Here is a 21,679-nt window from a genome sequence, read left to right on the forward strand (position 1 = left end):
GGCAGAACGAACGGATGCCGCTGGCGACGCGTCAGCGCGCGGCCGCGGCCGCGGGTTCCGCCATCACCCCGGCGAGGAACTGCTCGAGCCCAGCCGGGTCGTCGAGCGGCAGCACGTGCGCGACGTACTGGTCGGGGCGCACCACGACCACGGCCCCCTCGGCGCCGATGCCGCGTTCGGCGAAGATGTCGGCGCTCGTCCACGCGGAGGGAGCCGCGGCGAAGACCTTCTCGAGGTCGGTCAGTCCGAGCGGCCCCGACCGCGGGCGGAAGAGCGCCGGCACCTCGGCGACGTCCTCCCAACGCCCCGGGTAGACGACCTTCGCGTCGAAGACGGCGTCGAGGTCGGCCCCCGCCGGGGTGAATCGCTCCACGATCCCGCGCGCCTCCGCTGCCCACGTCGCCAGCGCTGATCCGTCGGCATCCGCGAGAACATAGATCCGCCAGCGGCCGTCGGCCTTCGCGTGATGCCCGAGATGCACGGGGTTGCCGTCGCACACCCGCACGACCTCGACACTCTTAAACCGCTTGCCGACAGGGAAACCGGATGCCAGCTCCGCCGCCGCGTCGCCCGCGACGATCACGGACGGGGCGTACCGCGTGCCGAAACCGGAGGGGAACTCCGCCGTGGCGAGGTAGTACGTCGCGAGCTCGTCGGGATCGGTGATCTCGCCGGGTTTGCGCGCCATGAGCGCCGACCACTCGCGGTCGAAGTCGATCAGCTGCTGGGCGACCGGGCGCCGCTCGGCGTCGTAGGTGCGCAGCAGGTCGGCGGGGGCGAGGCCGGTGAGCACGTGCCCGAGCTTCCAGCCGAGGTTGAAGCCGTCCTGCAGCGAGACGTTCATCCCCTGCCCGGCCTTGGCGCTGTGCGTGTGGCACGCGTCGCCGGTGAGGAAGACGCGGGGGTCGTCGAGGTCGTCGACGAACTGGTCGGTCACCCGGTGGCCCACCTCGTACACGCTGTGCCAGGCGACCTGCATCACGTCGATCGTGTACGGGTGCAGGATCGCGTTCGCCCGGTCGATCACCTCGTCGATCGGCGTCTGGCGCACGCGGTGGTCGTCGTCGGCCGCGACCTCGCCGAGGTCGATGTACATGCGGCTGAGGTAGCCGCCCTCGCGCGGGATGTGCAGGATGTTGCCCGCCGCCGCGTTGATCGCGCACTTGATGCGCCAGTCGGGGAAATCCGTCTCGACGAGCACGTCCATCACGCCCCACGCGTGCCGGGCGGCGACCCCGACGTGCGTGCGGCCGATCGCCTGGCGCACGCCGCTGCGCGCGCCGTCAGAGCCGACGACATACTGCGCGCGGATGCTCCGCTCCCCCGTCGCCGTGCGCACGCGCACCTCGATGTCGTCGGTGCCCACGGAGAGGCCGAGGAACTCCACGCCGTAGTCCGGGACGATCCGCCCGGGACCGTGCGCGGCGGCCTCGGCGAAGTAGTCGAGCACGCGCGCCTGGTTGACGATCAGGTGCGGGTACTCGCTGATCTTGTAGGCGTAGTCCTCGGTGCGGGAGTGGCGCACGATGCGATCGGGGTCGTCGGGGTCGGGCGCCCAGAAGTTCATCCAGCCGATGTTGTACGCCTCGGCGGTGATGCGGTCCGCGAACCCGAAGGCCTCGAAGGTCTCGACACTGCGGGGCTGGATGCCATCGGCCTGGCCGAGGGCGAGGCGCCCATCGCGCTTCTCGATGATCCGCGTCGTGAGCTGCGGGAACTGCGACAGCTGTGCCGCGAGCAGCATGCCCGCCGGTCCCGAGCCGACGATGAGCACGTCGACCTCGTCGGGGAGCTCCGTCGGCCTGTCGATACCGGTGCCGGCCGCGTTCTGCACGCGGGGGTCACCCGAGACGTAGCCGTGGTGATGGAACTGCATCGTTTCTCCTGACGTCGGTGTCGGGGTTGCCTCGTCGCGAGCTATGTTCTATATTCGAATGCGACGTTCAGCTATCGAACGAGAGGTTAGCCGCCGCATGCCCCCACGGCAAGACGCGCCGCCCGCCTCTCAGACGCTGAGCCGTGGCATCCGTCTGCTCGAAGAGCTCGCCGACGCCCGCACGCCGCTGACGATCGACGACCTCGCCGCCCGCGTCGACCTGCACCGCTCCGTCGCCTACCGCCTGCTGCGCACGCTCGAGGACCACGGGCTCGTCTCGCGGGATGCCGCGGGCGCGGTGCGTCTGGGAACGGGCCTGGCCGCACTGGCTGCGGGCGTGGCCGCCGACCTGCAGGCCGAGGCCCTCCCCGAACTCACCGCCGCCGCGAACGACCTGGGCATGACCTGCTTCCTCGTGGTGCTCGACCACGACGAGTGCGTGACACTGACAAGCGTCGAGCCGCGGCACGCGGTGACCACGGTGGCGCAGCGGCCGGGGGCGCGGCATCCGGTGCCCCGAGGCGCCCCCGGGCGGGCGATCCTCGCGCAGCTCCCCCCGCGCCGTTGGCCCGATGATGTCGACGCCCGCCTCGCGGCGGAGGTGACCGACGTCACCGAACGGGGCTGGGCGACGAGTCACGACGAGGTCGTCCCGTCGCTGCGGGCCGTGGCGGTGCCGCTGGCCGTGCAGGGCCGCGAGCCCGCCGCCGTCGCGGCCGTGCATGTGGCGACGCCGCTCGACGACGCCACGATCGCCGCCCGCCTGACGGTCGCCGCGGCGGCGATCCGTCAGGCGCTCTGACGCGCGGGGGCGGTTCGGCGCGCACCGAAGCGACAGGAAATGGCCCCTCACGCGAGGCACGCGCGGGCTCGGGCGAGGAGCGGGCGCTCCGGGAGGGGGCTGCCCCTATACTCGATCCCGTCAGGCGCACGGGGTCGTGCGTCGCTGCTCGAAAAAAGGGCACGTAGTGCAGACAGCGCGAGACACATACGGCATCCCTCCGTTTCGTCTCGAAAGGCTTCCTTCGTCATGCCCACCGTCTCCGCGCACGTCGCGCACACCCTCGCCCGCCACATCGACACCGTCTTCGGCGTCATGGGCAACGGCAACGCCTACTTCCTCGACGCGCTCGGCCGCGACACCGCCTCGGGATTCGTCGCGGTCCGGCACGAGGCCGCGGGAGTCGTCGCCGCCGACGCGCACTACCGCGCCTCGGGGCGGATCGCCGCCGCCACCGCGACCTACGGCGCCGGCTTCACGAACACGCTGACCGCTCTCGCCGAAGCCGTGCAGGCGCGGACACCCCTCGTGCTCATCGTCGGAGACGAGCCGACCTCGGGCCCGCGGCCGTGGGGCGTCGACCAGATCGCGCTCGCCTCGGCGGTCGGCGCCCGCACCTACACGGTGGGTCATCGCGACGCCGCCGCCACGATCGTCATCGCGATCGAGCACGCCCTCACCTATCGCCTGCCCGTGGTCCTCGGCATCCCGTACGACGTGGCGACTCGCGAGGCAGGGGAGATCCCGGATGCCACCGCCCCCGGCGCCGAGCCCGAGGTGACGCCCGAGCACCCGCCGCTCGACGCGTACGCCGACGGCGTGATCGACCAGATCGTCGACGCGCTGGCGACCGCCGAACGTCCCGTCCTGCTCGGCGGACGCGGGGCCTGGCTCGCCGATGCGGGCGCGGCGCTGGACGACATCGCCGCCCTGACGGGCGCCCTCACCATGACGAGCGCGCTCGGGCGCGGACTGTTCTCCGACCCGGCGCGCGACCTCGGGGTCGCGGGCGGCTTCGGCGCGCCCGGGGCGATGCAGCTCGCGCACGAGGCCGACGTCGCCGTCGTGTTCGGCGCGGGCCTCAACCAGTTCACGATGCGCTTCGGCGAGCTCTTCGCCCCCGGCACGCGGGTGTTCCAGGTCGACCTCGCGGCCACCGCGACGCACCCCCACGTCGGTGGCTTCGTGCGCGCGGATGCCGGAGACGTCGCGCTCGAGATCGCCCGGCGCCTGCGCACGCGGGGTGCGACGCCGTCGACCTGGGGCAACGGCCTGGACCTCGCCGCCGCGCGGCGCCAGCCCGAGGGCCAGGGGCTCGGTCCCGACGGCCGGCTCGACCCGCGCGCCGCTGCCGCCCGCCTCGCCGAGCTGTTGCCCGAGGACCGCGTCGTCGTCCACGACGGCGGCCACTTCATGGGCTGGTCGAACATGTACTGGCCGGTCGCCTCCCCCGACCGCATGATCATGGTCGGCACGGCGTATCAGTCGATCGGCCTGGGGTTCCCGAGCGTCCCGGGGGCTGCGATCGCCCGCCCGGAGTCGACGATCGTGCTGAGCACCGGCGACGGCGGTGGGCTCATGGCGCTCGCCGACCTCGAGACGGCGATCCGCGTGGCCGGCGGCCGGGGCATCGCCCTGGTCTGGAACGACGCGCAGTACGGCGCAGAGGTCCTCAACTACGGCGTCAAGGGCCTGCACCCCGACCCGATGCTCATCCCCCAGGTCGACTTCGCCGCCGTCGCGCGGGGGTTCGGCGCGGAGGGCGCGGTGGTGGAGTCGGTCGACGACCTCGAGGCGCTGGCATCCTGGACCTCGCGCTCTGCCGAGGACCGCGGTTTCCTCCTGCTCGACCTGCGGGTGAGCGCCGCCGTCATCGCACCGTTCTGGGAGGAGATCGCGGCGCGCTAACGTTCAGGACGTGCTTTTCTCGTTCACGCCCCCGACCGCCGCCGAATTCGCGACCCTCTACGCCGAGACCGGCTGGGGCGAGTGGCCCGCCGAGACGTTCGAGCGCGCCCTCACCGGCAGCTGGGTCGTCTGCGTCGCCCGAGACGACGACGAACGTCTCATCGGCATCGGCCGGCTCATCAGCGACGGCGCCCTGCACGCCTTCGTGACCGAGATGATCGTGTCGGAGCGCGCCCGGGGCCGCGGAACCGGCGCCGAGATCGTGCGGCGTCTCGTCGAGGAGGCGCACCGCCGGGGCGTCCGCGACGTGCAGCTGTTCGCCGCCCGCGGCCGCACGGCGTTCTACGAGCGCAACGGCTTCGTGCGGCGACCGGAGGACGCGCCGGGGATGCAATTCGTCGGCGCTCCGGAGTCCAACGGCATCACCGGGCCGGACTCCGGAAAAATCTAGCGGAGCGGCGTCTCCGCCCCGCCCTGAGGCCCACGTCGGCCCGGAACTCCGGAGGCCGGCACGCCCCTGACCCCGCCGCGGGCGCAGCGGGGTCAGGGCGGTTCAGGCCCGCGACAGCCCGCGGATCGGGCTCACGGCCTGCTCCGCCTCGTGGTCCGGGCCCAGCGGGATGCCACTGCGGTCGCGCAGCAGCAGCGTCGCGACGAGGCCGAGCACCGTCATCCCGGCGAGGTACCAGGTCACCGACATCGTCGTGCCGGTCGCCTCCACCAGCGCCTGCGCGATGGTCGGGGCGAAGGCCCCGCCGAGGATCGCCCCGATCGCATACGAGATCGAGACACCGGAGAAGCGAATGGATGCCGGGAACAGCTCCGCGTACAGCGCTGCTTGCGGCCCGTACGTCAGGCCGAGGCCGACGGTGAGCACCACGAGCCCCAGGGCGAGCAGGCCGACGCTGCCGGTGTTCACCAGGGGGAACAGCAGGAACACGCCCACCAGCTGCGCCACCCAGCCGATCAGATAGGTGTTGCGGCGGCCGATGCGGTCACCGACCCACCCGCCGACCCAGGTGAAGACGAGCCACGACACGGCCGAGAGCGTGACGGCCCCCAGCACGTCGGCCGTCGCGAGACCGATCGGTCCGTCGGGGTCGGTGGCGTAGCGCTGGATGTACCCGCCCGTGGTCATGTAGCCGACAGCGTTGTTGCCCGCGAAGACGAGCGCCGCGACCAGCACGAGCAGGGCGTGCTTGCGGAAGAGGTGCACGATCGGCATCCGGGTCTTCTCCTTGCGCTCGCTGAGCTCGACGAAGACGGGGCTCTCTTCGACCTTCTTGCGCACGTAGTACCCGACGAGGATGAGCACGAACGACAGCAGGAAGGGCACGCGCCATCCCCAGGCGAGGAACGCGTCGCCGGGGGCGATCAGCGCCATGAGCGCCAGCATTCCGCTGGCCAGGAGCAGTCCCAGCGGCACGCCGAGCTGCGGGGAGGCGCCGAAGAGGCTGCGCTTGGTCTTGGGGGCGTGCTCGACCGCCATGAGCACCGCACCGCCCCACTCCCCGCCGGCGGAGATGCCCTGCAGCACGCGCAGCAGCATCAACAGGACGGGCGCGGCGACGCCGATGACCTCGTAGGTCGGCAGCACGCCGATGAGGGTCGTCGAGGCACCCATGAGGATGAGCGTGAGCATGAGGACCACGCGCCGCCCGTACTTGTCGCCCAGGTGCCCGGCGAGGAACGCACCGAACGGCCGGAACAGGAAGCTCAGGCCGACGGAGAGGAACGCGAGGATCTGCGCGAACCCGGGACCGGCGGGGGCGAAGAAGAGCTGACCGAACACCAGTCCCGCGGCCGAGGCGTAGAGGAAGAAGTCGTACCACTCGACCGTGGTGCCGACGACCGTGGCGAAGACGACGCGGCGCCTGTCGGAGGTCGCGGAGATGGTACCGGTCGGGGTGAACCCTCCGGCGGGGGCGTGTGTCATGGGGGACTCCTTCGGACGTCATCGTCGGCCCGGTTGCCGTCGTCGATGACGGGCGAGGCTTGCCGGGATGTTCAGGATCATATACGATTTCGAATACGACGCAAGGGAGCTTCCATGACCGACACCGACCCCCGGTTCTCCGTCCTCGGTGCCCGTCCGGGCAAGATCGTGGCCGTACACCTCGCCTACGCCTCCCGCGCCGACCAGCGTGGGCGCCGGCCCGCCGCCCCCTCCTATTTCTTCAAGCCGTCGAGTTCGCTCGCGCCCTCCGGCGCCGAGATCGTGCGCCCCGCGGGCACCGAGCTCCTCGCCTTCGAGGGCGAGATCGCGCTCGTCATCGGCGAGCCCGCGCGGTGGGTGACCCCGGATGCCGCGTGGTCGCACGTGGCATCCCTCACCGCCGCGAACGACTTCGGTCTGTACGACCTGCGTCCGAACGACAAGGGCTCGAACGTCCGGTCCAAGGGCGGTGACGGGTTCACCCCGCTCGGGCCCGCCCTCATCGACGCCCGCAACGTCGATCCCGCAGCACTGCGCCTGCGCACCTGGGTCGACGGCGAGCTCGTGCAGGACGACTCCACCGCCGACCTTCTCTTCCCCCTCGCCCAGATCGTCGCCGACCTCTCGCAGCACTTCACGCTCGAGACCGGCGACGTCATCCTCACCGGCACGCCCGCGGGCTCGTCGGTGGTGACACCGGGCCAGGTCGTCGAGGTGCAGGTGGATGCCGGCACCCTCTCGACCGGAAGGCTCCGCACCACGGTGGTCCAGGGCGACCGCGCCTTCGACGCCGCCATCGGCTCGCTGCCTGCGGTGGATGACACTCAGCGCGCCGAGGCGTGGGGGTCGGTGGAGGCCGCCGCGGCCGGCGCGGCCGGCGCGAGAACAGGCGATCGCGCCGAAACAGGCCGGTCGACCACCGAACGGCCTGTTCTCACGGCATCCCCTGTTCCGGCGACCGACAGCCCCGCTCCCCACCTCGCGCCGAGAACAGGGGATCATGCCGGAACAGGTCGACCCGCCGCCACCCCGCCTGTCGCGACCGGATCGCCTGTTCCGGCGCGGGACGCCCCGGCATCCCTCTCCCCCGATCTGCGCGCCAAGCTCGCCCGCATCCCCGTCGCTGCCCTCAGCGGCCAGCTGCGCAAGCGCGGATTGAACGACGTCACGATCGACGGCGTGCACGCCCTCACCCCCGGCAGCCGGTTCGTCGGGACGGCCCGCACCCTGCGCTTCGTCCCCCACCGCGAGGACCTCTTCGCCGCGCACGGCGGCGGCCAGAACGCCCAGAAGCGCGCGTTCGACGCCGTCGAAGAGGGCGAGGTCATCGTGATCGAGGCCCGCGGCGAGAGGGGGTCGGGCACGCTCGGCGACATCCTCGCGCTCCGCGCCCACGCGCGGGGCGCCTCCGCGATCGTCACCGACGGCGGGGTCCGGGATGCCGAGGCCGTCGCCGCCGTCGGCATCCCCGTCTTCACCGCGGGGCCCCACCCCGCCGTCCTCGGCCGTCGGCACGTCCCATGGGAGACCGACGTCGCCGTCGGCTGCGGCGGCACCACCGTCGAGCCCGGCGACATCCTCGTCGGCGACGGCGACGGCGTGATCGTCATCCCGCCCGCCCTCGCCGAAGAGGTGGCCGACGCCGCCCTCGCGCAGGAGGAGGAAGACGCGTGGATCGCCCGGCAGGTGGCATCCGGTCACCCCGTCGAAGGCCTGTTCCCGATGAACGCGGAGTGGCGTGCACGCTTCGAGAGCGAGAGGAACGCCTGATGGATGCCGAGACGACGACCGCAGCGGCCAGCCAGAGCAAGTCGCAGCAGGCGTACCACTGGATCAAGAACCGCATCGCGTCGCAGGAGTTCACCCCGGGCTACCGCCTCGTGCTCGGCTCGATCGCCGGCGAGCTCGACATGAGCGTCGTGCCCGTGCGCGAGGCGATCCGGCAGCTCGAAGCCGAGGGACTGGTGACGTTCGAGCGCAACGTCGGTGCGCGGGTGTCGATGGTCGACGACACCGCCTACCGCTTCAGCATGCAGGCGCTGAGCGTGCTCGAGGGGGCTGCGACCGCGCTGTCGGCGCGGGCGCTCACCGCCGACGACGTGCGTCGCGCCCGCCGGGTGAACGAGCTCATGATCGAGACGCTCGCGCACTTCGACCCGCGGGCGTTCACCGCGCTCAACCAGGAGTTCCACGCGATCCTCTTCGGAAGATGCGCGAATCCGCGACTGCTCGAGCTGGTGCAGGCCGAATGGGCCCGCCTCGGGCACCTGCGCGACTCCACGTTCAGCTTCGTACCCGGCCGCGCCGCCGAGTCGGTGCGCGAGCACGAGAACATCCTCGTCCTCATCGAGAACGGTGCCCCGCTCGCCGAGATCGAAAAGGCCTCGCGGCGTCACCGCTCGGCCACCCTCGACGCCTATCTGATCCACGAGCATCCCGACGAGGCGCTCGGTCTCCCCGTTTTCTGATTCCGGATGCCGAGGCCCCGGCCCTCCGCCGCGTCGCTGCCGCAGCGCGCCGGGGTACCGGCATCCATTCCTCCCACGAAGGAGCTCTCATGACCCGCCGCATCCCCGCCGACCTGCCCGAGCGCATCCAGCACTACATCGGCGGCCGCTTCGTCGACTCGGTCGACGGCGACACCTTCGACGTGCTCGACCCGGTGACGAACCAGACCTACCTGCGAGCCGCGGCCGGTAAGAAGGCCGACATCGACCTCGCCGTCGCCGCCGCGCGGAAGGCGTTCACCGAGGGTCCGTGGCCGCGCATGCTCCCCCGCGAGCGTTCGCGTGTGCTGCACCGCATCGCCGACCTCGTCGAGTCGCGCGACGAGCGCCTTGCGGAACTGGAGTCGTTCGACTCGGGCCTGCCGATCACGCAGGCCCTCGGCCAGGCGCGCCGCGCGGCCGAGAACTTCCGCTTCTTCGCCGACCTGATCGTCGCCCAGACCGACGACGCCTTCAAGGTGCCGGGCCGCCAGCTCAACTACGTCAACCGCAAGCCGATCGGCGTCGCGGGCCTCATCACGCCGTGGAACACCCCGTTCATGCTCGAGTCGTGGAAGCTCGGCCCCGCGCTCGCGACCGGCAACACCGTGGTGCTCAAGCCCGCGGAGTTCACGCCGCTCTCGGCATCCCTGTGGGCGGGGATCTTCGAGGAAGCGGGCCTTCCCGAGGGTGTGTTCAACCTCGTCAACGGCCTCGGAGAGGATGCCGGCGACGCGCTCGTGAAGCACCCCGACGTGCCGCTCATCTCCTTCACCGGCGAGAGCAGCACGGGCCAGCTCATCTTCGCGAACGCGGCACCCTTCCTAAAGGGTCTGTCGATGGAGCTCGGCGGCAAGAGCCCGGCGATCGTCTTCGCCGACGCGGATCTGGATGCCGCGATCGACGCCACGATCTTCGGCGTCTTCTCGCTCAACGGCGAGCGCTGCACCGCCGGCAGCCGCATCCTCGTGCAACGCGACGTGTACGACGCCTTCGTCGAGCGCTACGCCGCGCAGGCCGAGCGCGTGAAGGTCGGCTTCCCCGACGACCCCGAGACCGAGGTCGGCGCGCTCGTGCACCCCGAGCACTACGCGAAGGTCATGTCGTACGTCGAACTCGGCAAGACCGAGGGGCGCCTGGTCGCCGGCGGCGGCCGCCCCGAGGAGTTCCCCGAGGGCAACTTCGTGCAGCCCACCGTCTTCGCCGACGTCTCCCCCGACGCGCGCATCTTCCAGGAGGAGATCTTCGGCCCGGTCGTGGCGATCACCCCCTTCGACACTGACGAGGAGGCGCTCGCCCTCGCGAACAACACGAAGTACGGTCTCGCCGCCTACGTCTGGACGAGCGACCTGAAGCGCGCCCACAACTTCGCGCAGAACGTCGAGGCCGGCATGGTGTGGCTGAACTCGAACAACGTCCGCGACCTGCGCACCCCCTTCGGCGGCGTGAAGGCCTCGGGCCTCGGCCACGAAGGCGGGTACCGCTCGATCGACTTCTACACCGACCAGCAGGCCGTGCACATCACTCTCGGCCCCGCGCACAATCCCACGTTCGGCAAGGCGGCCGGGCACTGAGCCCGCGCCGGGCGCGGCTGCCCGGGCCCGGTGGCTGAGCCCGCCGCCGGTGGCTGAGCCCGTCGCAGCCACCCCCGACCCACGGGCCCCCGGTCTTCGACAAGCTCAGGGACCTCCCCCGCCACACGGTGGCTGAGCCCGCCGAAGCCACCCCCGACCCGCAGACCACTCCACGCAAGGACGCGAAATGGCAAAGCACACCGAAGAAGAGAAGACCTCCTCCGGGTTCTGGGTGACCCAGGAGGCCCCCATCGCCTCGGACAACCCCATCCCCACCCCGAAGGCCCCCGCGCCCGACATCCTGCGCTGCGCGTACATGGAGCTCGTGGTGACCGACCTCGCGGCATCCCGCGTGTTCTACGTCGACATCCTCGGCCTGCACGTCACCGAGGAAGACGACGAGGCGATCTACCTGCGCTCGACCGAGGAGTTCATTCACCACAACCTCGTGCTGCGGAAGGGGCCCGTGGCCGCGGTGGCCGTCTTCTCGTACCGCGTGCGCAGCGCCGACGACCTGGACAGAGCGGTGGCGTTCTACGAAGAACTCGGCTGCGACGTGCGCCGAGAGCCGAACGGCTTCACGAAGGGCATCGGCGACTCGGTGCGCGTGGTCGACCCGCTCGGCTTCCCGTACGAGTTCTTCTTCGACACCGAGCACCAGGAGCGCCTGTCGTGGCGCTACGACCTGCACTCCCCCGGCGAGCTCGTGCGGCTCGACCACTTCAACCAGATCACGCCCGACGTCCCCCGCGCGGTCAACTTCATGCAGGCGCTCGGCTTCCGCGTCACCGAAGACATCCAGGATGCCGACGGCACCGTCTACGCCGCCTGGATGCGCCGCAAGCCCACCGTGCACGACACCGCGATGACCGGCGGCGACGGCCCGCGCATGCACCACATGTGCTTCGCCACGCACGAGAAGCACAACATCCTCGCCATCTGCGACAAGCTCGGCGCCCTCCGCCGATCGGATGCCATCGAGCGCGGCCCCGGCCGCCACGGCGTCTCGAACGCGTTCTACCTGTACCTGCGCGACCCCGACGGCCACCGCGTCGAGGTCTACACGCAGGACTACTACACCGGCGACCCCGACAATCCCGTCATCACGTGGGACGTGCACGACAATCAGCGCCGCGACTGGTGGGGCAACCCCGTCGTGCCGTCGTGGTACACCGACGGCTCCCTCGTGCTCGACCTCGACGGCATCCCGCAGCCGGTCCGCGCCCGCACCGACTCGAGCGAGATGGCGGTCACGATCGGCGCCGACGGCTTCAGCTACACGCGCGCCCCCGACAGCCGCGGCGACGAGTTCAAGCTCGGCAATCAGCTCTAGCCCGCCGTGCACAACTCCTGCACATCTCACTCGTTTCGGCCGTCCGGGCCGGCTTGGGCGAGCTCCTGCAGGAGTTGTGCACACGCCGACGTCGCCCCCCCGGTTCCGGTCGCGACCGGCGTCACACCACCGCCGACCGCACAACTCCTGCTCCAGCCACTCTCCTGCCGCCCCGATCTCGGTTTTCGCGGGATTCTGCAGGAGTCATGCTCACCCCACGAGAGGACCCCATGCTCACCGACGAACAGATCGACGCCATCGCGACCGAGCTCGCCGAGGCCGACCGCACGCACGGGGTCATCCCGCGCATCACGGCACGGTTCCCGGATGCCACGGTCGACGACTCGTATCGCATCCAGGGCCGCTGGCGCGACACGCAGCTCGCCGCGGGTCGCACACTCGTGGGGCGCAAGATCGGCCTGACGTCCAAGGCGATGCAGCAGGCGACGGGCATCACCGAGCCGGACTACGGCGTGATGTTCGACGACACCGTCTACCGTTCGGGCGCCGAGATCCCGGTGGAGCACTTCTCGAACGTCCGCATCGAGGTCGAGCTCGCCTTCGTGCTCAAGGCGCCGCTGGAGGGCCCCGACTGCACGCTCGACGACGCTCTCGCCGCGATCGACTACGCCGTCCCGGCGCTCGAGGTGCTGAATTCGCACATCGAGCTCGAGGGACGCACGATCGTCGACACGATCAGCGACAACGCCGCCTACGGCGCGATGGTGCTCGGCGACGTGCAGAAGCGTCCCGACGAGATCGACCTGCGATGGGTCCCCGGAGTGCTGAGCCGCAACGGTGAGATCGAGGAGACCGGGGTCGCCGCCGGCGTCCTGGGCCACCCGGCGACGGGTGTCGCGTGGCTCGCCAACAAGCTTCACCAGCACGGCGCGCGCCTGGAGGCGGGCGAGATCATCCTGGCAGGATCGTTCACGCGCCCGATGTGGGTGTCGCGGGGCGACGATGTCTTCTGCGACTACGGACCGATGGGAACGATCTCGTGCCGCTTCGTCTGAACCCGACCTTCCGCGCCGCTCTCGCGGCATCCGATCGCCCTCTCGCCGGCATGTGGGTGTGCTCGGGCAGCCCGGTGATCGCCGAGATCGCCGCGGGCTCGGGCCTCGACTGGCTGCTGATCGACATGGAGCACTCGGCGACCTCGATCGAGCAGGTGCTCGTGCAATTGCAGGTCGCGGCGGCCTACCCCGTCTCCCCGGTCGTGCGCGTGCCGTCGAACGACGCCGTGACCATCAAGCGCGTGCTCGACGTCGGCGCGCAGAACCTCATCGTGCCGATGGTGTCGTCGGCCGACGAGGCCCGCGCCGCCGTCGCCGCGACGCGCTACCCGCCCGCGGGGGTCCGCGGGGTCGGCAGCGCCCTCGCCCGCAGCGCGCGTTGGAACCGCGTCGACGGCTACCTCGCCGACGCGTCCGCGCACGTCTCGCTGACCGTCCAGATCGAGACGACCGCCGGTGTCGCCGCCGCGGCCGAGATCGCCGCCGTCGAGGGGATGGATGCCATCTTCGTCGGCCCCGCCGACCTCTCGGCATCCATGGGCCTGTTGGGCCAGCAGTCGCACCCCGACGTCGTCGCGGCGGTGCGCCGGGTCTTCTCCGCCGCGAAGGATGCCGGGACCCCGGTCGGCGTGAACGCCTTCGACCCCGCGGTGGCCGAGGCCTACCTCGACGCGGGCGCCGACTTCGTCGCCGTGGGCGCCGATGTGGCGCTGCTGGCCCGCGCGTCCGAGGCGCTCGCGGCGCGATTCGTCACAGCCGGCGGCGAGGAACGCACGAGCTACTGAGGCGGCGCTTGCTCCGCGACAAACGCCGCGCCGTGCACGAAACGGTGTCTCACAGCGCGGTTCGCACGAGACGGCGTGTATCGGCAGAAAACACCGCGCGAGCGCAAGACCGGCAAATCAGACTCGCCTGAGGCGGCGCTTTCTCCGCGAGAAACGCCGCGCTGTGTAAGAAACGACCTCTCACAGCGCGTTTCGCACGAGAGGGCGTTTCTCGGCGGGATCGCGGCGTTCGCTGGGCCGCGCCGCGGTCAGGGCATCCGTGCCGCCCCCAGCGCCACGAGCTCGGCCCGCGTGGTCACCCCGGCCTTACGCAGCAGATTCGACACGTGGAATTTCGCGGTGTTCTCGCTGATGCCGAGCTGCGTCGCGATCGCGCGGTTGCGGGAGCCGGCGACGACGAGGCTGAGCACCTCGCGCTCGCGCGGGCTGAGGTCGACCGCGTCGTCGAGAAAGTCGGGTCGCGCCGGAGGGTCGAGGGGGAGCCGCACCGACAGCTCCGACCCCCACCCGGGGGTGGAGGCGACATCGAACGCCCCGTTGAGCGCACTCACCCGCTCGACGATCGGCCGCAGGGAGTCGTCGTGCGCGGTGAGACGCCCCTCGCCGTCGTCGCGGATGCCGATCAGCAGGTTCAGACCGTCGCAGTCCCACTGGATGCGCACGCGGTGCGGCGCTCCCCGGTCGAGCAGCGCCAGCACGGCGCTGCGCACGATCGCACGCGCCTCGTGCGCCACTTCGCCCGGGAGCGCCCGGCCGGTGGCCGGGGGCTCGACGAACTGCACGTCGAGATCGCCGTGACGAACGAGGGGCCGCAGGTCGCCGCGCAGGCGCGCGAAGGCGCCCGTGACCGGTTCCAGCAGCGCACTGCGCTGGCTGTCGGTCGAGGTGCGAAGCACCACGAGAGCGGCCGCGGCGGCCTCGGTGGCGAGGGTGCGAGCCGCGCGGTCGTCGAGGCGCGGCGATCGCAGGATCGCCAGCACGGACTCGAGGGTGACGGCGTGCCTGTCGGCCTGCTCCGCGACGACGCGCTCGTGCTCGATGACGAGCGCGCGCGACGCGGGCGAGGGCAGGGTGGGGGTGTCGGTCACGTGCCTCAACCTAGCCCATCGTCCGCACCTACCCGTTCGGGTAGGTGACCCTCTGCCATCGACCGGCGCGCCCTCGCCCACGCTGAGCGCAGCATGGGGCCATGCCCTCCCGCGATGCCGCCACCGTCGAGACCTCTCTCGCCAGGATCGCCCGCGAGGTGGCATCCGTGATCGACCGCCTCGTCGCCGACCCGGGCGACCTCGACCGCGTGCTCGACGTGCTCACGGGCGCCGACCGCGTCTTCGTGCTCGGCGCGGGACGCTCGGGGCTGGCGCTTCGCATGACCGCGATGCGCCTCATGCACCTGGGTCTCGACGTGCACGTCGTGGGCGACACGACGACGCCCGCCATCCGCGCCGGAGACGCACTCCTCACCGCCAGCGGCTCCGGCACGACGTCCGGGATCGTGCGGGCAGCCGAGACAGCCACGCACGTCGGGGCGAAGATCGCGGCGATCACCACGGCCCCCGACTCCCCCCTCGGTCGCGCCGCGGATGCCCTCGTGGTGGTTCCCGCCGCGGCCAAGCTCGACCGCTCCGGAGCCGCGTCGACGCAGTACGCCGGCGGCCTGTTCGAACAGGCCGTCGTGCTCGTCGGTGACGCCATCTTCGACGCCCTGTGGCACCGCTCGGGGCTGTCGGCCGACGACCTGTGGCCCCGCCACGCCAACCTCGAATGACCCACCCCCAGAAAGTACGTAAGGACACCCGCATGAAGCTGCAGTTCGCCATCGACACCCTGTCCACCGAAGCCGCCCTCGACCTCGCCGCCGCCGCGGCGCCGCACGTCGACATCCTCGAGCTCGGCACGCCCCTGATCAAGAGCGAGGGCCTCTCGGCCATCACCGCGATCAAGCAGGCGCACCCCGACAAGGTCGTCTTCGCCGACCTGAAGACGATGGATGCCGGTGAGCTCGAGGCCGACATCGCCTTCACCGCCGGCGCCGACCTCGTCACCGTCCTCGGCTCCGCCGGCGACAGCACCATCGCCGGTGCGGTCAAGGCCGCCAAGAAGCACGGCAAGGGTGTCGTCGTCGACCTCATCGGCGTCGCCGACAAGCCGGCCCGCGCCAAGGAGGTCGTCGCGCTCGGTGCCGAGTTCGTGGAGATGCACGCCGGCCTCGACGAGCAGGCCGAGGAGGGCTTCACCTTCGGCACGCTGCTGCGCGACGGCGAGGCCTCGGGTGTGCCGTTCTCGGTCGCCGGTGGCGTGAACGCCTCGAGCATCGCCGACGTGCAGAAGTCGGGCGCCCAGATCGCCGTCGCCGGAAGCGCCATCTACAGCGCCCCCGACGTGGGTGCCGCCGCTGCCGCACTGCGCGCCGCGATCTCCTGAGATCTCTCGGCGCCTCTATTCCGAGAGGCGCCCCGGCGCCGAGCCCCGCGCGCCTGCACGAGGAACGCCGTCCCCAACGAGAAGCGCCACAGCGTGGCGGGTCTTACGCGGGGCGGCGTTTCTCCGTGGTGCCGGCCTCAGGCTCGACTCCTGCGCGAACGAGGGGCCGCGGACGTCACCCGACGTCCGCGGCCCCCTCGTCACGATCAGTCCTCGTCGTCGTCTTCGTCCTCATCGCCGATGATCTCGATGTCCTCGACCTCGAGCTCGGGAGTGAGCTGCACGTGCACGAGCGCGTCGGGGAACGACGTCTCGCCGGCGAACACGACAATGATGGCGTCCGCGAAGACGCCCACACCGATGGCCTCGAGGTCGGTGCGCAGATCCACGTCGGCGTCGAGCTCGTCGTCGTCGAGCGCGTCCTCGATGTCGCTCGCGACCTCTTCGACGATCGCTCGCCAGCGCTCTTCGCTGACCGACAGCACGTCCTTCAGGTTGGCGAGGATGGCGTCGAGGTCGGGCTCATCCTCGTCGTCGATCTCAGGGTCGAGGTCGACCTCGACCTCGACGCCGGCGGCATCCAGGTGGCCCACGCCGACGACGCTGTCCTCGTCGATGGTGGGGTCGTCGAGAAGGCCGCTGTCGGTCACGCGGCGCAGGAGATCGTTCAGCACGGACTCAGTCATGAACAAACTCTGACACGTTCGACGGCCGCACACCTCCCCCATTGCGTGCGACGCTCCGTGTGTTCAGCCGGCAGCACACCGTCGTTCACCACGAACCGGACGCAGCGCGCGGCGCGGCACCGCGTCGCGCCGCCGTCACGGGCCGCGGGCCCGATCCGCCGCGGGCCCGATCCGGCGCGGGCCCGATCCGGCGCGAGCCCGAGCGGGCCAGGCTCCGGAGATTCCGCGCACCCGGGCACGCCGCGCGCGGCGACCCCGGTCCCCGCGACAGAAACTCAGGAGTTCGGCAGACGCCGTCGGCGCCCCGTGCCCCGCGGGAGCCGTCAGGCGGATGCGCGCTCGGCCGCCTCGACGACGTTCGTCATGAGCAGCGCGACGGTCATCGGCCCCACTCCGCCCGGGTTGGGCGAGACGAACCCCGCGACCTCCGCCACATCGGGGTGCACATCGCCGAAGACGCGGGCCTTGCCGGTCTCGGGGTCGGTCTCGCGCGTCACACCCACGTCGAGCACGGCGGCACCGGGCTTGACGTCTTCGGCGCGCACGATGTGCTTCACCCCGGCCGCGGCGACGATCACGTCGGCCTGACGCAGGTGCTTCGCGAGGTCGGTGGTGCCTGTATGCGTGAGAGTGACGGTGGCGTTGATCTCGCGGCGGGTCAGCAGCAGACCGATCGAGCGGCCGATCGTCACGCCTCGGCCTACGACGACGACCTCTTTGCCCTTCAGGTCGTAGTCGTTGCGCAACAGCAGTTCGATCACGCCGCGCGGAGTACAAGGCAGCGGGGTCGTGATCGGGGCGTTGACGTTGAGCACCAGGCGCCCGAGGTTCGTGGGGTGCAGGCCGTCGGCATCCTTCGCCGGGTCGATGCGCTCGAGGATCGCGTCGGTGTCGAGATGCTTCGGCAGAGGCAGCTGCACGATGTAGCCGTGGCATGCGGGGTCGGCGTTGAGCCGGTCGATGACGGCCTCGACCTCGTCCTGCGTGGACTCGGCGGGCAGCTCGACCTGGATGGAGTTCATGCCGATCGCCTCGGACTGCTTGTGCTTCATCCCCACGTACAGCTGCGAGGCGGGGTCGGCGCCGACGAGCACGGTCGCGATGCCGGGCACGATGCCTCGTTCGCGCAGCGCCGCGACGCGTTCCGCGAGCTCCGCCTTGATGGCCGCCGACGCGGCCTTTCCGTCGAGAATCGTCGCCGTCATGGCATCCCTCTTCCTGAGTGTCGATCTGGGGCGCGTGCGAGGTCGCCCCTCCAACGCATAAACGCTATCCAGTCGCATAAACGCGCTCTCCCCGCGTTTATGCGCGTGGATCGCGTTTATGCGTGAGAGCGGTGGGCCCGGGCGCCGGCTGTGACGCCACGCGACCCCCGGGCACCGGCCCCGACGCCGCACGGCCGAGCGCGCCGACCCGACGCCGCGACGTCACCGGCGGTGGATACCGGAACCCGACGCCGCGGCAGCGCGACCCGGGTGCCGGGGCGACACGCCGCACAGACGCCCCGCCCCGGCATAGCTCACTGCTGCAGGTCGGGGTACAGCGGGAAGGCCTCGGTCAGCGTCGCCACGCGCGCGCGCAGGGCCTCGACGTCGGCACCGGGAATCAGCGCGAGCGCGATGATGTCGGCCACCTCGGTGAACTCCGCGTCGCCGAAGCCGCGGGTCGCGAGCGCCGGGGTGCCGATGCGCAGGCCCGAGGTCACCATCGGCGGACGCGGGTCGTTCGGCACGGCGTTGCGGTTGACCGTGATGTGGATGTCGTGCAGCAGGTCTTCGGCCTGCTTGCCGTCGATCTCGGCCTCGCGGAGATCCACGAGCACGAGGTGCACGTCGGTGCCGCCCGAGCGCACGGCGATGCCGGCGTTCTTGACGTCGTCCTGGGTGAGGCGGTCGGCGAGGATCGCCGCTCCGCGGAGCGTCCGTTCCTGACGTTCCTTGAACTCGGGCGTCATCGCGAGCTTGAAGGCCGTCGCCTTCGCCGCGATGACGTGCATGAGCGGACCGCCCTGCTGCCCCGGGAAGACCGCGGTGTTGATCTTCTTGGCGATGTCGGCGTCGTTGGTGAGGATGAGGCCCGAGCGGGGGCCGCCGATCGTCTTGTGCACGGTCGTCGAGACGACGTGCGCGTGCGGGATGGGGCTCGGGTGGACTCCGGCGGCCACGAGACCGGCGAAGTGCGCCATGTCGACCCACAGGAATGCGCCCACCTCGTCGGCGATCGCGCGGAACGCCGCGAAGTCGAGCTGACGCGGGTACGCCGACCAGCCGGCGATGATGACCTTCGGCTTGTGCTCGACGGCGAGGCGGCGCACCTCGTCCATGTCGATGACGCTGGTCTCGGGGTCGACGCCGTACGCGACGATGTCGTACAGACGGCCCGAGAAGTTGATCTTCATGCCGTGGGTCAGGTGACCGCCCTGGTCGAGCGACAGGCCGAGCAGCGTGTCGCCGGGGCGGGCGATGGCGTGCAGCACGGCGGCGTTGGCGGTGGCGCCCGAGTGCGGCTGGACGTTCGCGAACTCGGCACCGAACAGCGCCTTGGCCCGCTCGATCGCGAGCGACTCGGCGACGTCGACCTCTTCGCACCCGCCGTAGTAGCGACGGCCCGGGTAGCCCTCGGCGTACTTGTTCGTCAGCACCGAGCCCTGCGACTGCAGCACCGACACGGGCACGAAGTTCTCGGAGGCGATCATCTCGAGGAAGCCGCGCTGGCGGTCGAGCTCGCGCTCGAGCACCTGGGCGATCTCGGGATCCACCTCGGACAGGGGGGCGTTGAAGTACGGATCGGTCATGCGATCTCCTTGACGATGGTTCCGGATGCCGCGGGCTCGGCGAGCCCGCAGTGTTACCGCATCGACCCAGGCGTGCGGTCGAATACCGTCAAGCGGTCGCTCCCCGGTGGTTCCCCACCTCAACGCCAGTCGCGACGATGCCACTGTAGCGGGTATCGCGCGCGCTTCCCCGCGTGTCGCGTCATCCACTGTTCCTCCACAGGATCGAGGCTCCCGCGGGGCCATCCCCCCGGCGAGGCCGACGACTCGACGACGAGAGACCACGGGGGCGGGCGCCCGGCTCCCGCGTAAAATGACGGGGTGAGCGATTCCTCGAACGTCCGCGCCCAGGCGCCCCTCGCCCCCGGCATGCGCCCGCGTCCGTCGGCGCTCGAGATCGGAAGCGTGCTGTGCGGCCTGTTCGCGTTCGTCACGCTCGCGATCTGGGGATTCCTCGCGTGGCCCTTCCCCGGGAACATCGTCGCCGGTATCGGCGCCCCCGCCCTCGCCGTGCTGGTGTGGGCGCTCTTCGTCTCGCCTCGGGCGGTACTGGCAGTGCACCCGTTCATCCGCGCCCTGGTCGAGCTGTTCGTGTACGCCGCGGCGACCGTCGCCTGGTGGAGCATGGGCCAGGCCCTGATCGGCCTCGTCTTCGCCGTCGTCGCGGTGATTCTCGGTGCACTGAACGGCCGCCGGCGCCTGGCATGAGCTCCGACGTCGTCGCACTGCTCCGCACCGAGCTCGGCGATCGCGTCGACACCTCCCCCGCGTGCCTCGCGGCGGTCCGCGCCGACAAGTCCGGGCACGGCGCCGACGGCGTCCCGCTCGCCGTCGTGCACGCAGCGTCCGTCGCCGACGTGCAGGCTGTGATGCGCGTCGCCACGGCAACGCGCACCCCCGTCGTCCCCCGCGGCGCGGGGACCGGCCTCGCGGGCGGCGCCAACACCGGTGGCGGTGAGATCGCGCTCTCACTGCGGGGTATGGACCGACTGGTCGAGGTCCGCCCCGACGATCTGCTCGCGGTGGTCGAGCCCGGCATCGTCAATGCCGATCTCAACGCACTGCTCGAGCCGCACGGCGTCTGGTGGGCACCCGATCCGGCCAGTCGCGCCATTTCGACGGTGGGCGGCAACATCGCCACCGGAGCCGGCGGACTGCTCTGTGCCAAGTACGGCGTCGTGCGCGACGCGGTACTCGGTGTGGACCTCGTCCTCGCCGACGGGCGCCTCCTGCGCCTCGGTCACCGCAGTGTGAAGGGCGTCACCGGCCTCGATCTGACCTCCCTCGTCATCGGTTCCGAGGGGACGCTGGGGGTGGTCGTCGGTGCCACCCTGAAACTGCGCCGCCTCATCGCCGGCGAACGCGTCACCCTGACGGCACTGTTCGACGGCGTCCGCGCCGCCGCCGTCGCCTCGGCCGCCGTCACGGCATCCGGGATCCAGCCCGCGATCATGGAGCTGATGGATGCCACGAGCCTGGCCGCCGTGCACCGGTTGCTGTCGCTGCCCGCGCCGCCGCCCGGCTCCGCGCAGCTGACCATTCAGACCGACGGCCCCGTCGCCGCCGACGAGGCGCGCGCCATCGCGCAGGTGCTGACGGAGGCCGGCGGGCGGGTTTCCGTCGCCGCCGATGACGCCGAAGGCGAGAAGCTGCTCGCCGTCCGCCGGGCGATGCACCCGGCGATGGAGACGCTGGGCACCGCACTCATCGAAGACGTCTCCGTCCCTCGCAGCGCGTTGCCCGACATGTTCGACGAGATCGCCCGCATCGAGCGCGACTTCGCGCTCGTCATCCCGACCGTCGCTCACGCGGGCGACGGCAATCTGCACCCGAACTTCGTCTTCGCCGGCCCCGACGTTCCGCCCGTCGTCTGGGACGCCGCCGAACAGCTGTTCCACGCCGCGCTCCGCCTCGGTGGAACGCTCACGGGCGAGCACGGCATCGGCGTGCTCAAGCGTCGCTGGCTGGCCGACGAGCTGGGCGACGATCAGTGGAAACTGCAGCGCGACATCGCGCGGGTGTTCGACCCGCTCGGCATCCTGAATCCGGGCAAGGTCTTCGCTCCCTGACCCGCGTGTCGACGGACTCGGACGGCCGGTGT

At 71.2% G+C, this 21,679-nt stretch carries 19 protein-coding genes and 1 riboswitch; of the genes, 13 read left to right on the forward strand and 6 right to left on the reverse strand.

Annotated elements, in window-relative coordinates:
• Positions 1–31 precede the first annotated feature (31 nt).
• Entirely contained in the window at positions 32–1,876 is a 1,845-nt protein-coding gene (locus QE412_RS08070) for an FAD-dependent monooxygenase (RefSeq protein WP_307482052.1), read from the reverse strand.
• Positions 1,877–1,973: 97 nt separating this feature from the next.
• On the opposite strand from QE412_RS08070, the gene QE412_RS08075 reads away from it, so the two are divergent.
• From QE412_RS08075 to QE412_RS08085, 3 genes are all read left to right on the forward strand, one after another.
• Positions 1,974–2,678, forward strand: a complete 705-nt coding sequence (locus tag QE412_RS08075) for an IclR family transcriptional regulator (RefSeq protein WP_307482054.1) — start codon at positions 1,974–1,976, stop codon at positions 2,676–2,678.
• Positions 2,679–2,906: 228 nt separating this feature from the next.
• Positions 2,907–4,565: a thiamine pyrophosphate-binding protein gene (locus QE412_RS08080; protein WP_307482057.1), complete on the forward strand. Its 1,659-nt coding sequence runs from the start codon at positions 2,907–2,909 to the stop codon at positions 4,563–4,565.
• A gap of 10 nt (positions 4,566–4,575) precedes the next feature.
• On the forward strand, positions 4,576–5,016 hold the full coding sequence (locus QE412_RS08085) for a GNAT family N-acetyltransferase (RefSeq protein WP_307482060.1): 441 nt from the start codon (positions 4,576–4,578) through the stop codon (positions 5,014–5,016).
• Between the two features lie 102 nt (positions 5,017–5,118).
• Here the strand turns inward: QE412_RS08085 and QE412_RS08090 are convergent, their stop codons facing one another.
• Entirely contained in the window at positions 5,119–6,501 is a 1,383-nt protein-coding gene (locus QE412_RS08090; protein WP_307482063.1) for an MFS transporter, read from the reverse strand.
• A gap of 114 nt (positions 6,502–6,615) precedes the next feature.
• Between QE412_RS08090 and QE412_RS08095 the strand changes: the two genes are divergently transcribed.
• The 6 genes from QE412_RS08095 to QE412_RS08120 all read left to right on the forward strand — a co-directional run bounded on the left by QE412_RS08095 (position 6,616) and on the right by QE412_RS08120 (position 13,695).
• A complete protein-coding gene (locus QE412_RS08095; RefSeq protein WP_307482066.1) occupies positions 6,616–8,271 on the forward strand; it encodes a fumarylacetoacetate hydrolase family protein in 1,656 nt (551 codons plus the stop codon).
• Entirely contained in the window at positions 8,271–8,969 is a 699-nt protein-coding gene (locus QE412_RS08100; RefSeq protein ID WP_307482069.1) for a GntR family transcriptional regulator, read from the forward strand. The genes QE412_RS08095 and QE412_RS08100 overlap by 1 nt, the downstream gene beginning before the upstream one ends.
• A gap of 89 nt (positions 8,970–9,058) precedes the next feature.
• Positions 9,059–10,561: a 5-carboxymethyl-2-hydroxymuconate semialdehyde dehydrogenase gene (gene hpaE / locus QE412_RS08105; RefSeq protein ID WP_307482072.1), complete on the forward strand. Its 1,503-nt coding sequence runs from the start codon at positions 9,059–9,061 to the stop codon at positions 10,559–10,561.
• 187 nt (positions 10,562–10,748) lie between these two features.
• The gene (gene hpaD, locus QE412_RS08110; RefSeq protein WP_307482075.1) at positions 10,749–11,894 is read left to right on the forward strand and encodes a 3,4-dihydroxyphenylacetate 2,3-dioxygenase; all 1,146 of its coding nucleotides are present in this window, start codon (positions 10,749–10,751) and stop codon (positions 11,892–11,894) included.
• Positions 11,895–12,124: 230 nt separating this feature from the next.
• Positions 12,125–12,910, forward strand: coding sequence for a fumarylacetoacetate hydrolase family protein (locus QE412_RS08115; protein WP_307487094.1), 786 nt, complete (start codon positions 12,125–12,127; stop codon positions 12,908–12,910).
• A complete protein-coding gene (locus tag QE412_RS08120) occupies positions 12,895–13,695 on the forward strand; it encodes an HpcH/HpaI aldolase family protein (RefSeq protein ID WP_307482078.1) in 801 nt (266 codons plus the stop codon). Before QE412_RS08115 ends, QE412_RS08120 begins: the two co-directional genes overlap by 16 nt.
• A 248-nt stretch (positions 13,696–13,943) precedes the next feature.
• Here the strand turns inward: QE412_RS08120 and QE412_RS08125 are convergent, their stop codons facing one another.
• Complete coding sequence (locus tag QE412_RS08125) at positions 13,944–14,783, reverse strand: helix-turn-helix transcriptional regulator (protein WP_307482081.1); 840 nt, start codon at positions 14,781–14,783, stop codon at positions 13,944–13,946.
• Positions 14,784–14,884: 101 nt separating this feature from the next.
• Here QE412_RS08125 and hxlB point away from each other — a divergent pair, with 101 nt between their 5' ends.
• On the forward strand, positions 14,885–15,463 hold the full coding sequence (gene hxlB, locus QE412_RS08130) for a 6-phospho-3-hexuloisomerase (protein WP_307482084.1): 579 nt from the start codon (positions 14,885–14,887) through the stop codon (positions 15,461–15,463).
• Positions 15,464–15,495: 32 nt separating this feature from the next.
• Positions 15,496–16,119, forward strand: coding sequence for a 3-hexulose-6-phosphate synthase (hxlA, locus tag QE412_RS08135; RefSeq protein ID WP_307482087.1), 624 nt, complete (start codon positions 15,496–15,498; stop codon positions 16,117–16,119).
• A 206-nt stretch (positions 16,120–16,325) separates the two neighbouring features.
• Here hxlA and QE412_RS08140 read toward each other — a convergent pair whose 3' ends face one another.
• From QE412_RS08140 to glyA, 3 genes are all read right to left on the reverse strand, one after another.
• Positions 16,326–16,805 (reverse strand): cytochrome C5, encoded by a 480-nt coding sequence (locus QE412_RS08140; RefSeq protein WP_307482089.1) that lies wholly within the window; start codon positions 16,803–16,805, stop codon positions 16,326–16,328.
• Positions 16,806–17,128: 323 nt separating this feature from the next.
• Complete coding sequence (locus QE412_RS08145; RefSeq protein WP_307482092.1) at positions 17,129–18,010, reverse strand: bifunctional methylenetetrahydrofolate dehydrogenase/methenyltetrahydrofolate cyclohydrolase; 882 nt, start codon at positions 18,008–18,010, stop codon at positions 17,129–17,131.
• 314 nt (positions 18,011–18,324) lie between these two features.
• A complete protein-coding gene (gene glyA / locus QE412_RS08150) occupies positions 18,325–19,599 on the reverse strand; it encodes a serine hydroxymethyltransferase (RefSeq protein ID WP_307482095.1) in 1,275 nt (424 codons plus the stop codon).
• Between the two features lie 57 nt (positions 19,600–19,656).
• Positions 19,657–19,742, reverse strand: a riboswitch (ZMP/ZTP riboswitch).
• A 157-nt stretch (positions 19,743–19,899) separates the two neighbouring features.
• Here glyA and QE412_RS08155 point away from each other — a divergent pair.
• Positions 19,900–20,286 carry a YrdB family protein gene (locus QE412_RS08155; protein ID WP_307482099.1) on the forward strand — a complete coding sequence of 129 codons (387 nt, stop codon included), beginning with the start codon at positions 19,900–19,902 and terminating at the stop codon, positions 20,284–20,286.
• Entirely contained in the window at positions 20,283–21,647 is a 1,365-nt protein-coding gene (locus QE412_RS08160) for an FAD-binding oxidoreductase (RefSeq protein ID WP_307482102.1), read from the forward strand. Before QE412_RS08155 ends, QE412_RS08160 begins: the two co-directional genes overlap by 4 nt.
• Positions 21,648–21,679: the final 32 nt, after the last annotated feature.

The sequence above is a fragment of the Microbacterium trichothecenolyticum genome (assembly GCF_030818955.1).
In the GTDB taxonomy this organism is placed as follows: Bacteria; Actinomycetota; Actinomycetes; order Actinomycetales; family Microbacteriaceae; genus Microbacterium; species Microbacterium trichothecenolyticum_B.

Bases quoted from the DNA above. Each gene is read 5' to 3' on its own strand.
- QE412_RS08070 (WP_307482052.1), bottom strand. From the start codon at position 1,876: ATGCAGTTCCATCACCACGGCTACGTCTCGGGTGACCCCCGCGTGCAG.
- QE412_RS08075 (WP_307482054.1), top strand. From the start codon at position 1,974: ATGCCCCCACGGCAAGACGCGCCGCCCGCCTCTCAGACGCTGAGCCGT.
- QE412_RS08080 (WP_307482057.1), top strand. From the start codon at position 2,907: ATGCCCACCGTCTCCGCGCACGTCGCGCACACCCTCGCCCGCCACATC.
- QE412_RS08090 (WP_307482063.1), bottom strand. From the start codon at position 6,501: ATGACACACGCCCCCGCCGGAGGGTTCACCCCGACCGGTACCATCTCC.
- QE412_RS08095 (WP_307482066.1), top strand. From the start codon at position 6,616: ATGACCGACACCGACCCCCGGTTCTCCGTCCTCGGTGCCCGTCCGGGC.
- QE412_RS08100 (WP_307482069.1), top strand. From the start codon at position 8,271: ATGGATGCCGAGACGACGACCGCAGCGGCCAGCCAGAGCAAGTCGCAG.
- hpaE (WP_307482072.1), top strand. From the start codon at position 9,059: ATGACCCGCCGCATCCCCGCCGACCTGCCCGAGCGCATCCAGCACTAC.
- hpaD (WP_307482075.1), top strand. From the start codon at position 10,749: ATGGCAAAGCACACCGAAGAAGAGAAGACCTCCTCCGGGTTCTGGGTG.
- QE412_RS08115 (WP_307487094.1), top strand. From the start codon at position 12,125: ATGCTCACCGACGAACAGATCGACGCCATCGCGACCGAGCTCGCCGAG.
- hxlB (WP_307482084.1), top strand. From the start codon at position 14,885: ATGCCCTCCCGCGATGCCGCCACCGTCGAGACCTCTCTCGCCAGGATC.
- hxlA (WP_307482087.1), top strand. From the start codon at position 15,496: ATGAAGCTGCAGTTCGCCATCGACACCCTGTCCACCGAAGCCGCCCTC.
- QE412_RS08140 (WP_307482089.1), bottom strand. From the start codon at position 16,805: ATGACTGAGTCCGTGCTGAACGATCTCCTGCGCCGCGTGACCGACAGC.
- QE412_RS08145 (WP_307482092.1), bottom strand. From the start codon at position 18,010: ATGACGGCGACGATTCTCGACGGAAAGGCCGCGTCGGCGGCCATCAAG.
- glyA (WP_307482095.1), bottom strand. From the start codon at position 19,599: ATGACCGATCCGTACTTCAACGCCCCCCTGTCCGAGGTGGATCCCGAG.
- QE412_RS08160 (WP_307482102.1), top strand. From the start codon at position 20,283: ATGAGCTCCGACGTCGTCGCACTGCTCCGCACCGAGCTCGGCGATCGC.